General features: G+C 39.4%; 10 protein-coding genes. 4 read left to right on the forward strand and 6 right to left on the reverse strand.

From position 1 onward, the window contains the following. Positions 1 to 3: 3 nt before the first annotated feature. From N5O98_RS17000 to aroA, 4 genes are all read right to left on the reverse strand, one after another. A complete protein-coding gene (locus N5O98_RS17000; protein ID WP_134978634.1) occupies positions 4 to 3237 on the reverse strand; it encodes a SusC/RagA family TonB-linked outer membrane protein in 3234 nt (1077 codons plus the stop codon). A 628-nt stretch (positions 3238 to 3865) separates the two neighbouring features. Further along, on the reverse strand, positions 3866 to 4582 hold the full coding sequence (locus N5O98_RS17005; protein ID WP_118158767.1) for an SDR family NAD(P)-dependent oxidoreductase: 717 nt from the start codon (positions 4580 to 4582) through the stop codon (positions 3866 to 3868). A gap of 74 nt (positions 4583 to 4656) precedes the next feature. Beyond that, entirely contained in the window at positions 4657 to 5226 is a 570-nt protein-coding gene (locus tag N5O98_RS17010; RefSeq protein ID WP_004306591.1) for a Crp/Fnr family transcriptional regulator, read from the reverse strand. Between the two features lie 12 nt (positions 5227 to 5238). After that, a complete protein-coding gene (gene aroA, locus N5O98_RS17015) occupies positions 5239 to 6468 on the reverse strand; it encodes a 3-phosphoshikimate 1-carboxyvinyltransferase (protein WP_049703622.1) in 1230 nt (409 codons plus the stop codon). Between the two features lie 208 nt (positions 6469 to 6676). On the opposite strand from aroA, the gene N5O98_RS17020 reads away from it, so the two are divergent. Both N5O98_RS17020 and N5O98_RS17025 read left to right on the forward strand, forming a co-directional pair. Continuing rightward, a complete protein-coding gene (locus tag N5O98_RS17020) occupies positions 6677 to 7912 on the forward strand; it encodes an ATP-binding protein (RefSeq protein ID WP_004299291.1) in 1236 nt (411 codons plus the stop codon). A 38-nt stretch (positions 7913 to 7950) separates the two neighbouring features. Continuing rightward, positions 7951 to 9003: a winged helix DNA-binding domain-containing protein gene (locus N5O98_RS17025; RefSeq protein ID WP_118161231.1), complete on the forward strand. Its 1053-nt coding sequence runs from the start codon at positions 7951 to 7953 to the stop codon at positions 9001 to 9003. 588 nt (positions 9004 to 9591) lie between these two features. Here the strand turns inward: N5O98_RS17025 and N5O98_RS17030 are convergent. After that, positions 9592 to 10263, reverse strand: coding sequence for a DUF1349 domain-containing protein (locus N5O98_RS17030; protein WP_225472708.1), 672 nt, complete (start codon positions 10261 to 10263; stop codon positions 9592 to 9594). Between the two features lie 87 nt (positions 10264 to 10350). Between N5O98_RS17030 and N5O98_RS17035 the strand changes: the two genes are divergently transcribed. Further along, positions 10351 to 11130, forward strand: a complete 780-nt coding sequence (locus N5O98_RS17035) for a response regulator transcription factor (protein ID WP_074911358.1) — start codon at positions 10351 to 10353, stop codon at positions 11128 to 11130. Positions 11131 to 11204: 74 nt separating this feature from the next. On the opposite strand, the gene N5O98_RS17040 is transcribed toward N5O98_RS17035, so the two are convergent. Next, positions 11205 to 11897, reverse strand: coding sequence for an HAD family hydrolase (locus N5O98_RS17040; protein WP_074911360.1), 693 nt, complete (start codon positions 11895 to 11897; stop codon positions 11205 to 11207). A gap of 183 nt (positions 11898 to 12080) precedes the next feature. Between N5O98_RS17040 and N5O98_RS17045 the strand changes: the two genes are divergently transcribed. After that, on the forward strand, positions 12081 to 13148 hold the full coding sequence (locus tag N5O98_RS17045) for a DUF2027 domain-containing protein (protein ID WP_008770710.1): 1068 nt from the start codon (positions 12081 to 12083) through the stop codon (positions 13146 to 13148). Position 13149 lies beyond the last annotated feature (1 nt).

Genomic DNA, 13149 nt, shown 5'->3' on the forward strand with positions numbered 1-13149 from the left:
CATTTAAAATGTTGCACTTAAACCGAATGATACAGTCTTGGATAGCGGATAGGTACATCCGTCCCAGTTGCCGATGCCAACAGTTTCGGGGTCAAACGTATCGGCCAGACTGGTAATAGTAAATAAATTCTCTGCTGAAACAAAGAATCGCAGATTGTTGACGCAGAATTTTTCTGTCAAAGATTTAGGTAATGTATAACCTAAAGTAACATTTTTCAGACGGCAGTAAGCCGCATTTTGCAAATATCCGGTCTGTGGATTACGGTTTCTATCATTCTCGAGAGGACGCGGATAATAACCACCCAGGTTAGCTCCTAGCGGATTAGTCGTATCTTCTCCGCGGAAATAGTCCAGATGAGGTTTGAAAAAGTTGGTTTGCCAGTAGCCTACTGCTCCCCAGAACATTGTAGAACCACTCCCCGGCATATAATCACGTTTCATCGTTCCTTGGAAAAATAATTTAAGGTCGAACCCTTTCCAGGCGGCATCCAGATTCAAACCAAAGTTGTAGCGTGGTGTACTGTTGCCTATTTTCTTCAAATCACCATGATCAGCCAGTGTTTTGTTACCTCTGCTGATCTGGCCGTCACCGTTCAAATCCGCATACATGATGTCACCTGCTCCCCAGCCGGAACCGAGTACATCCTGTGCGCCATTGGGCATACCGGCCAAATGATCTTTCATCTCTTGATCGGTCTTTGCGATGCCGATTGTTTGGAATCCCCATATATCACCTACGTGAGCGCCTGCATAATACGTATTATTATTGTCTTTATCTAAAATTGTGTTTGACGGATTGGGGTATTTATCAATAACCACTTGATTGTCTGACAAAGATAAGGTAACTCCATACTTAAAGTCGCGTATCTGGTCGCGCCAGTTCACCTGTATTTCCCAACCTTTGGAAGTCATATCGAGGTTGTTTACTTTGGGAACGGCAATGCCTAAGAGATTGGGTAGTTCGGGGGCGGGGCCTACCATGTTTTTAGATTTACGCTGGAAATAGTCGAATGTTACATTCAAACGATTGTTGAGCATAGATAAGTCGAAACCTAAATCCAGTGTTTGCGTCTTTTCCCATGTCAGTAAGGAAGATACCAGCGCAGATTCTTTGGAAATATTTGGTTTTACGCCATTTACCAGCCAACTGCCTAGTGCGTAATTGCCCCATTGGTCTTTGTTAATATCAATAGTTCGATAGAATGGATACCAGTTATCTGTGTTTTGGTTGCCCAATTCACCCCATGAACCACGTATCTTGAATGTGCTGATTAAATCGGTCAGGTCTTCAAAAAATGCTTCACGAGCCATGTTCCATCCTAAGGAGAATGATGGGAACAGATTCCAGCGGTTATCTCGAAGGAAACGTGAAGTGCCGTCATATCTCATATTTACTTCAGCCAGATAACGTCCTTTGTAGTCGTAATTAACACGTCCGAAGAAGCCGGCTGTAGCCCATTCGGAGTATCCTCCTCTGTTTTGTGCATTTGTCTGCGTGGTGTTCAAGGTAGCCACTTCCGACATGATACCGTCTTGGGAAGCGGTAATATCACGTTGTTTGAATAGTTCGCTCTGAAAACCCAGCATCACTTTAAAGTTGTGTCCGCTTTCTAATGATTTGCCGTATTCGGTAAAGATGTTCGGATTGAAAAAATTACTTTTATAAGCATATTCTGTAACGCTGGAAGTTTGATTGGCAATAATGTAGGGATTTTTACTCACATCATAACCATAAACGGTTTGATAATCGGTATGGTTGAAATTATAGTTGGAACGGTAGTTCAATTCTACGTTAATTTTCCAGTCTTTGATGGGTTCCACGATGAAAGCAAGCTGGTGTGCCATCACGTCTTTTTGTGATTTATATCGGCCTCCTTCTGTTAATTGGTAAATCTTGGATTCGACAGTATAGAATCCGTTTGGGTCTACTACCGGAATGACAGGCCAGTAGCGACATACATCGAAATAGAATACATTACTTTTGATATCGCCTCCGGCAAATGAAGGAGCTTCATAATCCGTCCGGTTAAAACGCATACTATAACTTATTTTCAACCATTTGGTTAAGTCCGCATTGATTTTTGCAGTAAAGGAGTAGCGTTGTTTGTTATCATCTCCAAACTTCAAGAGACCTCCTTGGTCCAGATAATTCGCAGAAAGATAATATTGTATTTTATCCGTTCCACCATTTACGCTCAATGAATGCTCGTGGGTAAAGCTATTACCAAATAACGTTTTTAACCAGTCGGTATTGCCGGTAGGCATCACGTCTTGCCGTTGGGGATCATCGAATGAATTCCATCTTCCCGCATCGGTCGGCCACATATATTGTGTGCTTTTTCCTGCTTGAAAATCCAGAATTTGTTGAAGTTTGGTGGCGCTATACATGGGAGTCTGTCCACCATTAGTTAACTGGTCATTGACTGCCAGAGCAAAATTGTATGAATCTGCCATTTCAGGCATATTCAAGGGAGATACAAAACGGAAGTTGTTATTATAGTTAACTACCGTTTTTCCCGACTTACCTTTCTTTGTTGTAATCAGGATGACTCCACCTGGTGCCCGCGAGCCATAAATGGAGGAAGCGGCTGCATCTTTCAGTACAGAAATATTCTCAATATCCTGTGGATTGATGGCGTTCATGTCTCCCTCCATACCGTCAATGAGCACCAATGGTTCTACCTTTGAACCAGCTCCAATTGTTCCAACACCACGAATATTGAATTTTTTGTCTGAACCTAAGGAGCCACCACCATCACCAGTAGAGATATTCATACCCGGAACCATACCTTGCAAAGCTTCTATGGTAGAGTTAACGGGACGTGCCGAAATTTCTTTTGCTCCTACCGTAGATACAGATCCTGTTACATTCACTTTCTTTTGTGTGCCAAAAGCAACCACAACAACTTCATCCAATGTTTGTGTATTGTCTTTAAGGATGATATTCAATGATTGTCCTGTGAATTTGATTTCTTGAGTCTGATAACCAACAAAAGAGACTACAATAATATCTCCGGTTTTTACATTGTTTAAAGAGAAGTCACCGTTGATTCCGGTGATTGTACCGTTCGTCGTACCTTTGGCTACGACGGATGCACCGATGATGGTTTCACCTGCTGCATCTTTTACTACACCCTTACAAGTAGTACCCTGTTGTACAACGGAAACTTTTAGAGTGCTTTCACCAGTTTCCGGATAAGCTGCTTCTACTGACATTGTCAGTAGGAACAACAACATACTAACTGACTTTAGTTGTTTTAACATAGCATTGAATTTAGAGTTTTTCCTAGAATCCGGAATTACTTTTAATAAGTTCTTTCAGAACTTATTCCGTGCGTAAAACGTTGGATTCAAAGCCTTAAATTCAAAAAAAGAGTCTTCTTTTAAGCGATCTTTTCTACTTGTTTTATACCCATTTTATATCTATTTCGTACCTGTTTGTGTTAGATGAAATAACAAGGATGATGAAATAAACAAGTCGTTTCATTTCAATATGAAGATAAAATACGGCTTTGGGTATTCTTAAAAAGAAAAAATGAATGAGAATTTGATATTATTTTTGAAAATACATGCTATGTATTAAAATATATTATATATTTGTGCCGTTAATTCTAATTTTATAAACCATCCTAGTTCTGAAAGAACTTATTTTTTCATCATTGATTACTGAACCTTAAAAGTGTCCTCCAATTGTAAGAGAGCTGTTTATTTGTGAGTTAGCTATTATCATTAATATGATTTCCGTACAGACTTATATACATAACTAGAATTTGGTAGATACCAATATCTGTATAAACAGTTGGGGCAGGTGTTTTTTCATTAGATTTACTTAGACAAATATGTGTTGGCTATGGAGTATCTATCATTACATCCGGCAATAAATAGCAGATGGCAACAGACGAAACAGGATAGTTACATATCTCCATCTTTTGGAAATGAAAGCTACTTTTTTCTTTTTAGAAATAGCCTTTTTAATTTGTTTCACAGCTTTATCAACGGGAGTAACCCAGAACAATCCTTCTCCTTTTGCCATAGCGGTGTCTACAAATCCGGGACGAATATCGGTAGTGTAAATAGAATAAGGAGATTTAGTTGCTTTTTGTCGTAATCCTTCCATATAGTTGATTTGATAGGCTTTCGACGCATTGTAGGCGGGAGCGATGCCACTGCCGCGCGTACCTCCAACAGAGGAAATAGTAACCAGATGCCCGCTTTTTTGCTGTTCGAAATATCGGAAACCCCAGTCTGCGATGTTGGTGAATCCTATCACGTTCGTTAGTAAGGTAGGTTCTTCCAATTGGTAGGAGAGTTCGGGGTTTAGTTCTCCGGTCCCGGCACAGATAATCAATATATCCATTCCACCCATTTTTCGAGTGAGAGTTTCGAGGGATGAAATGGTAGCTTGTGTATCGGTGATGTCGCACACTTGATAGAATAGTTTGTCTTTGTCCCGGGCGCATACCTCTTCTAATAGATTTTCTCTGCGACCGGTAATGCCGATAAGATAATCTTCTTGAGAATAGACTTCTGCCAATCCGCGACCGATGCCGGAAGTTGCACCTATAATTATAATTTTTTTCATGAAATACAATATACTTTGTTTGCCCGCAAAAGTAAGGGTAGGGAATAAATAAACTCTTGATTGAAATCAAGAATTTATTTTTGTACGACTTTTCTTCGGATACGACTTAATGTTTCGGGACGAATCAGAAGATAGGAAGCCAGTTCTTTTAAAGTTATCAGTTTCAGTAAGTCGGGACAACGGTTGATAATTTCAAGATAGCGTTCTTCCGGTGTCAGGCTGTACATTGAAATCATCCGGTCGTAGACTTCCCACAATAACGTTTCTGCGATGCGGCGTCCTAACTTTTGGTGAGCGTCGTTGGTATCGTAGAAGTCTGCCATTTGCTGATAATTGATTACGTATACCGAGCAGTCACACAAGGCTTGTATATCTACATTTGATTTGTCCTGTAACTGAAAAGCCGGATAGTTGCCAACAAAAGAATGATCGAAAGTATAGCCTACAATGCTGTTTTCGCCTACACTGTTGGTGCAACAGTACCGGAAAGAACCGGAACTGACGAACCCCATTGTTTTGCATACTTCTCCCTGGCGGGAAAAGTAGTCTCCTTTCTTATAATAGGTCTGCTTCCCCTGTTGTAATACAAAATCTACAATAGGGGAGTAGTTGATGTGGGAAGTATATTTGTTGAAATCTTCCACAGCGTATGAAAATTAGCCTTCGTTTATAACCTGAAATCCGGCCTGTTTCAAATCTTCCCAATATCCGGGATATGATTTGGTAACGACTTGCGGATTGGCAATAAGTAAATTGGGATGGCGGATAATTGCCGGTGCAAATGCCATTGCCATCCGATGGTCTTCGTAGGTTTCAATCACCGGAGTTTCTTCCGGTTCACATCGTTCGCCATTCCACATTAATATACTGTCATTTTCTTCCTCGATCACATATCCCAGCTTTTTAAGCTCGGTTCGCAGGGCGGCAATACGGTCAGTCTCTTTTATTTTCAGGCTTTGTAATCCGGTGAAACGGAAAGGGATATTCAGCAAGGCACAGGTAACAACGAATGTCTGTGCCAAATCCGGAATGTCGACAAAGTCTTCTTCCAGTCTTTCCGGCGCTTTGCCTGTTTTTTTCAGTTTCACACCTTGCGATGTAAATTCGGTAGTTATACCTAAGCGTGAGAAAACTTCTGCTCCCCGGCTATCTCCCTGATAACTGTTAGGAAACAACCCCAATAATTCAATTTCTGCTTTGGGAGATAAGGCAGCAATCTGATACCAATAGGAAGCTGCGCTCCAGTCACTTTCCACTTTGAAAGGAATGCTCTGATAGAGTTGTGGAGCAACGGAAATGCTATTAGGAGAAGTCCATGCGGCTTTGGCTCCAAAGTCCTGCATCAGTTGCAATGTAAGATTGATATAAGGACGGGAAATTATCTCCCCGCTTAAATGCAAAGTCAAACCGTCTTTGAGTGCCGGACCTATCATCAATAGAGCAGATATATATTGGGAACTGACATTTCCTTTCAGTGTTATTTCGTTTCCTTTCAATTCTGCACCTTTGATGCGGAGGGGAGGATATCCTTCATTGCGGGTATACTCTATTTCAGCTCCTAATTCCCGAAGCGCATTGACTAATATCTGTATCGGGCGTTGCTGCATACGGGCTGTTCCTGTGATTGTCCGTTCCCCCGGGGTCACACTTAAATAGGCGGTAAGGAAACGCATAGCAGTGCCCGCAGCCATGATGTCAATCGTCTCTTTCCCTTCGGTGAGAGCTTTTATCATCACCTGTGTATCGTCACAATCGGACAGGTTTTCAGGAGGATAAATACCTTTGCCCAGCGCATTGATGATTAATGCACGATTACTGATACTTTTAGAAGCCGGCAACTGGATAGTTGCTGTTACTACTGAAGGAGGGATGAGTTTATAGAGCATCATTTCTATTTTCTTTGGTTTGAGATGACAAAAATAGACATAAATTGGTATATATGCAGTTATAAAGTCAGAAAAACAATAGAAAATTTAGAATGGGAAAATTACAATCGTATTTGAAGTAGAGGATAAAATCTCAAGAAATTACAATTGTATTTAAAATAAATGCTATATTTGTGATGTATTGCAATCGTATTTAAAAAGAAGTAGAATGAAAATACCTCGCATAATTAAACAAAGAAACACTTATGTTGACCGCATAAGACCTTTCATGAGGAAAACATTGGTAAAAGTGATGGTCGGTCATCGTCGTGTCGGTAAAAGCTTTATTTTGTATCAACTCATGGAGTTGATACGGAAAGAAGAGAGTGATGCGAATATTATCTATATAAATAAGGAAGATGTCAATTTCATAGATATAAAGACTTATAAAGAACTGAATGATTATATTCTTTCAAAATCGGTAGATGATAGAATGAACTATATTTTTGTCGATGAAATACAGGAAATACAAGATTTCAGGTTGGCTATCCGTTCGTTGGCATTGGATGATAATAATGATATATATGTGACAGGCAGTAATTCAGAGATATTTTCCAGTGATTTAGCGAATGAATTGGGAGGTCGGTATGTTGAATTTGTGGTTTATAGTTTGTCGTATATTGAATTTCTGGATTTCCATGAACTGGAGAATACGGATGCGTCATTGGAGAAATATATTCATTATGGAGGATTGCCTTATCTGATACATTTGCCGATGGAAGAACCTGTTGTTATGGAGTATTTGAGGAGCATTTACTCTACCATTATATTAAAAGATGTGATTCAGAGAAAGAATATAAGGAATACGGTCTTTTTGGAACAACTAGTTTCGTTCTTGGCAGGTAACATTGGCAACTTATTTTCCAGCAAGAGTATTAGTGATTTTCTGAAAAGTCAGAAAGTGGATATTTCTCCTTATGTTGTGAGTGAGTATGCGATGGCATTATCGGATGCTTTTATTGTACATAGGGTAGGAAGGTATGATATTGCCGGAAAGAAATTATTCGAAAGAGGGGAGAAGTATTATTTTGAGAATATGGGGATTCGTAATGTGATTACGGGGTACAAGCCACAGGACAGAGCGATGCGTTTGGAGAACTTGGTTTATAATCATTTGGTATATAGTGGATATGATGTAAAAATCGGGACATTGGGTACGGAAGAAATAGATTTTGTCTGTAAACGGAATGGAGAGATTCTCTATGTGCAAGTCTCTCTTGAACTTTCTAAACAGGAAACTATTGAAAGAGAATTCGGGAATTTATTGAAGATTAAAGATAATTATCCGAAAGTGGTAGTGTCCGGAGAAAAAATGTTTGAAAATACTTATGAAGGGATAGAACATATTTATATTAGAGACTTCTTGTCTTCTGTTTTGTTACATTCCATTACTCGTGTCATTTAATCAAAGAACAACTGTTTTTTCTTTTATAAATAAGTATGATGAAAATACCGAATATACGTTTACTCAACCAACAGTTATTAAGTCCTCTTTTCTTTCAACCCAAGGAACTTGTGTCCTGGATGGGAGCTATGCAGGCACAGAATTATTCCATGGTGAAATGGGCAGTAGGAATGCGTTTGAAGTCAGCAACGATTCAAACTGTGGAAAAAGCGCTCCGTGATGGTGAAATCCTGCGGACTCATGTAATGCGTCCGACATGGCATCTCGTAGCAGCAGAAGATATCCGGTGGATGTTGAAACTTTCCGCCGGGCGTATTATATCTGCTAATGAGTCTTATGCGAAGGGGCATGACTTGGAAATTTCTGAAGAGCTCTATACGAAAAGTCATAATCTGTTGGAGAAAATTCTTTGTGGGAAGAAAAGCCTGACGAGGCAGGAGATTGCCGAGCATTTTAACCGTTTGGGGGTTGTAGCGGATAATCATCGTATGACCCGCTTTATGGCTCGTGCGGAGCAGGTGGGGATTGTATGTAGTGGGGAAGATAAAGGAAGTAAATGTACGTATGCGCTTTTGGAAGAGCGTGTTCCACCGGTGCCGGAATTGACCAAAGATGAATCTTTGGCTCGTTTGGCTAGAAGCTATTTTCGTAGTCATGCTCCTGCTGTTTTGCAAGATTTTGTCTGGTGGTCGGGGCTGCCTATTACAGATGCACGTCAAGCTATTTATTTGATTGATTCGGAATTAACGGCAGAAGAATGGAATGGACAGACATGGTATATTCATGAAGATTGCCGGACTCGTGGAAAAGTTACCGGCAGTTTGCATCTTCTTCCTTCTTATGATGAATATTTGCTTGGTTATAAAGACCGGACAGACGTTTTGCCTAAAGAGCATTACTCGAAAGCATTTACCAATAATGGTCTGTTTTATCCGATTGTTCTTCATGAAGGACAAGTGATAGGAAACTGGGATAAGTCTGTTAAAAAGAGAGGCTCATTGATAGAACATTCATGGTTCCGGTTGGATGATTGTGTTGATGAAGGTGCGTTGGATCGTGAGAAAGATAAGTATATACGGTTTTGGCGATAATATATGAAAAAACGTATATTTTATCGTTGTATAATTCCATATATGCAGGATATATTTAGGCATGAGTTGAAAATGAGAAGGATTTGCTGTTTTCGAATTTAGAAAAGAAATAAATCGATTGTGTTTTGGAATAATTTGTTTTAGTCTGTGTCTTTTATAGAATAGATGTATAGAACTTGCCTTTATTTTGTCTCAAATTGATATGTGGAGTGTTGGCTGTTTCAGGTGTAGGTTAGCTCTGGGATAGCACTTAAAATAAAGTTTTATATGCTCCTTTTAAAGGAATAAAGTGTTTCTCACCGATCAATGAATCGTTCCTTTAAAAGGAACTGGTTATTCCTTTTAAAGAAACGATTGTCAATAAGTTTATTATAGTGTATCTTTTGACTGTTTTTATGTAAAAAACTCCTCGGGAACTGTATATTCTTGCATTATTTTATACAACAGAACTGCTGGAAGAGGAAATCCGTGTGATGCTATTTATACTCATCATATTAAAAATAGAACATTTAAAGTAAGATATACTACCGCATTTATATTATAATAGAGCTTTCTCTCTATTTAAATAAATAGCATCAGGACTGATTTTTATTTGTTCATTTGCCTTTTTGCCCATTCCAGTCTTCGTTGATCGGCTAATGGAGTCACTTTAAATTCTTCGAATGTAGCGGTGAAACCTTTGCCGTCCGGACAAGCTCCCATTAATCCTACCATGACAGGACAATTATCTTGCAACCAACACGTGCGCATCATAATATATTCTTTATCATCACGTGAGAAAAATATTTCTACTGCATCCAGGCGACGGACTGCTTTTATCCATATCGAACGGGGAGCATCCGGCAATTGTACTACACTCCAGTCGCTAGTCCGATGCGTAACTACGGCACTTACATTCTGTTTGCCATCAACGTATTCCACACCTGCTTTTATCCAGTTTTCATGGTCGATGCGCAGCATTAATCCCATTTGGTCAAAGGTGGTGACATAGTTGCCGGTTATTTTTACTTTGGCTTCAAATTCTCCACCATAAGTCGCATAATAGAAAGGTCCGTCGTCCACTGTGAACCCATAATGGGAAATCCTCCAAAAGTCTGTTTTTGCAGGAACATCCATCACTAAGGTTTTGCCATCTTTTATTTCCCATTGTTGAGGCTCGTTCAGCCAATTCATTTTATTCAAACTTTGTGCCATAGAAGAAGTTGTTACTGCCATAAAGGCTATTGACATCATTTTGATTTTTAAATGTTTCATGATCATTTCTTATTTGATTATCTTTATCTTTGTGGTGCAAAGATAGGTCATACCTCCGTGTGCAACAATACTGAATAATAACCATTTTATAAGATGGACGTATTACAAAAGGAAATAGATGAAGTTTATGCGACACAACTGATAGCCGATGAAATATTGGACAATGGAGTTGTAGAGCAACATCAACGCTTTATTCATTCATTGACGGAGATTAATGGTGGATGTGCTGTTATTTCAGATCTTTCGAATAGGAAAAGTTACATTGCCGTTCATCCTTGGGCGCATTTTCTAGGCTTAACTCCCGAAGAAGCTGCTTTGAGTGTGATTGATTCTATGGATGAAGATTGTATTTATCGGCGTATTCATCCTGAAGACTTGGTAAAAAAGCGGTTATTGGAGTATCAGTTTTTTCAGAAGACCTTTTCGATGTCTTCCGAAGAACGGTTGAAGTACCGGGGAAGATGCAGAATACGTATGATGAATGAGAAAGGAGTCTATCAGTATATTGATAATTTAGTGCAGATTATGGAAAATACTCCTTCCGGAAGTGTATGGTTGATTTTTTGTCTTTATACCTTGTCTGCAGATCAACGAACGGAGCAGGGGATATGTCCCACTATTACTCATATGGAACGTGGAGAAGTCGAAACCCTCTTTCTTTCGGAAGAACATCGCAATATCCTATCCGAACGCGAAAAGGAAATACTTCGCTGTATACGTAAAGGACTATCTAGTAAAGAAATAGCAGCTGCCCTTTATATTAGTGTGAATACAGTCAATCGACACCGGCAGAATATTTTGGAGAAACTCTCTGTCGGTAATTCGATAGAAGCGTGTCGGGCTGCTGAATTGATGAAACTGTTGGATTTGTAATCCAATAAGATAGTATTGTTTACTGATTTCTTTCTTCAGATTCGAAGCTTATCTGAAGAAAGAACAGAACTTATTTAAAACAAAAGCAGCAACTCATCAAATCTTTTCACCTGTTTCAGATGGTCATGTGTGAATGTGTCTACTACTTCGTGTTTCCACATCACTTCAAAAGGAATATGTATGCCATATCCTCCCAGCGATAGAACAGGTTGAATGTCCGATTTCAGAGAATTGCCAATCATGACAAATTCGGAAGGAGCAATCTGTAAGATATTCAACATTCGTTGATATTCTTTCTCTGTTTTATCGGACATCACTTCAATGTGATCGAAATAAGAGGCTAATCCGGAACGTTCCAGCTTATTCTCCTGATCGAGCAAATCTCCTTTAGTGGCAACTACTAATTTGTATTTTCCTTTTTCTTTCAATACTTTAAGCGTTTCTTTTACTCCCGGCAATAGTTCAATTGGCATTTTCAGTAATGATTTGCCTAATTCAATAATATGTTGGATGTCTGTTCCTGAAATCTTTTGTCCACTCACATGCAAAGCTGTCTCTACCATAGAAATGGTGAAAGCTTTGGCTCCATATCCGAGATATTTCAGATTATTCATTTCTGTTTGAAATAAAGCAGCTGAAATATGTTCAGAAGTGCCATAAGGCTTTAATAGGTCTGTATATTGTTTCTCTATTTCCTGGAAAAAAGGTTCATTGCTCCACAAGGTATCGTCTGCATCAAAAGCAATGACTTTAATAAGTTCTTTCATCGGTTTCGTCGTTAATGGTGAATTTTAGATCATCTGTTTGGTATTTCGTATGCAAAGTTACAATAAAAAGGGGAATAAAGGCAGACGGTTTGTTTTTAGAACCGAATCTCCATTTAATTTCATAGAAATCTCTATCTTTGTTACTCGTTTTTTTGAGTTTGAATTTTAATTGGATATACAATAATGAAAATAGGAGATAAAGTACGCTTTCTTAGTGAGGTAGGCGGTGGAATCGTAACTGGATTCCAAGGAAAGGATTTTGTGTTGGTAGAAGATGCAGATGGGTTTGATATTCCGATGCCGATACGCGAGTGTGTCGTGATTGAAACAGATGACTATAATATGAGGCGTAAACCCGGTTCGTCTGCGCCGAAACCGGAAGAACCTGTTAAACCGGTAAAACCGGAGATGCCTGTTATTCAACGTCAGCCGGAGGTGCGTGGAGGAGATACTTTGAATGTATTTCTGGCTTATGTGCCCGAAGACGCAAAAGCGATGATGACTACTCCTTTTGAAACTTATCTGGTAAATGATAGCAATTATTATTTGTATTACACTTATTTGAGTGCCGAAGGGAAAGCATGGAAGAACCGTTCGCACGGTTTGGTGGAGCCTAATACAAAATTGCTGTTGGAAGAGTTCACCAAAGATGTACTGAATGATATGGAGCGGGTGGCTGTTCAGTTGATCGCCTTCAAGGACGGTAAGCCTGCGGCTATCAAACCGGCTGTTAGTGTGGAGATACGGATCGATACCGTGAAGTTCTATAAACTTCATACCTTTAGCGATTCTGATTTCTTTGAAGAACCGGCTTTGATTTATGACATTGTGAAAGATGATATGCCTGCCAAACAAGTATATGTTTCGGCGGAGGAGATTCAAGAGGCTCTGCTGCAGAAGAAATCTGTAGATAAACCGAAGTCACAACCTATTGTGAAACCAAACCATACTACTCATGGCGGAAAGAGCGGAATTATTGAAATAGATCTTCATATTGATTCTTTGCTGGATGATACTCAAGGGATGGGCAATGCTGAAATACTGAATTATCAATTGGATAAGTTTCGCGAAGTGATGGAAACTTATAAGAATAAGCGTGAACAGAAGATTGTCTTTATTCACGGCAAGGGAGATGGGGTACTTCGAAAGGCTGTCATTGATGAATTGAAACGGAAATATAGTAATTGCCGTTATCAGGATGCTTCTTTCCAGGAATATGGGTTTGGGGCTACGATGGTAACTATTAAATAAT

Origin of the sequence: Bacteroides sp. LFL-34 (assembly GCF_027257075.1) — a bacterium.
In the GTDB taxonomy this organism is placed as follows: Bacteria; Bacteroidota; Bacteroidia; order Bacteroidales; family Bacteroidaceae; genus Bacteroides; species Bacteroides ovatus.

Coding starts and splice junctions, on each gene's coding strand:
- N5O98_RS17025 (WP_118161231.1), top strand. CDS start 7,951: ATGAAAATACCGAATATACGTTTACTCAACCAACAGTTATTAAGTCCT.
- N5O98_RS17035 (WP_074911358.1), top strand. CDS start 10,351: ATGGACGTATTACAAAAGGAAATAGATGAAGTTTATGCGACACAACTG.
- aroA (WP_049703622.1), bottom strand. CDS start 6,468: ATGCTCTATAAACTCATCCCTCCTTCAGTAGTAACAGCAACTATCCAG.
- N5O98_RS17000 (WP_134978634.1), bottom strand. CDS start 3,237: ATGTTGTTGTTCCTACTGACAATGTCAGTAGAAGCAGCTTATCCGGAA.
- N5O98_RS17005 (WP_118158767.1), bottom strand. CDS start 4,582: ATGAAAAAAATTATAATTATAGGTGCAACTTCCGGCATCGGTCGCGGA.
- N5O98_RS17040 (WP_074911360.1), bottom strand. CDS start 11,897: ATGAAAGAACTTATTAAAGTCATTGCTTTTGATGCAGACGATACCTTG.
- N5O98_RS17020 (WP_004299291.1), top strand. CDS start 6,677: ATGAAAATACCTCGCATAATTAAACAAAGAAACACTTATGTTGACCGC.
- N5O98_RS17030 (WP_225472708.1), bottom strand. CDS start 10,263: ATGATCATGAAACATTTAAAAATCAAAATGATGTCAATAGCCTTTATG.
- N5O98_RS17045 (WP_008770710.1), top strand. CDS start 12,081: ATGAAAATAGGAGATAAAGTACGCTTTCTTAGTGAGGTAGGCGGTGGA.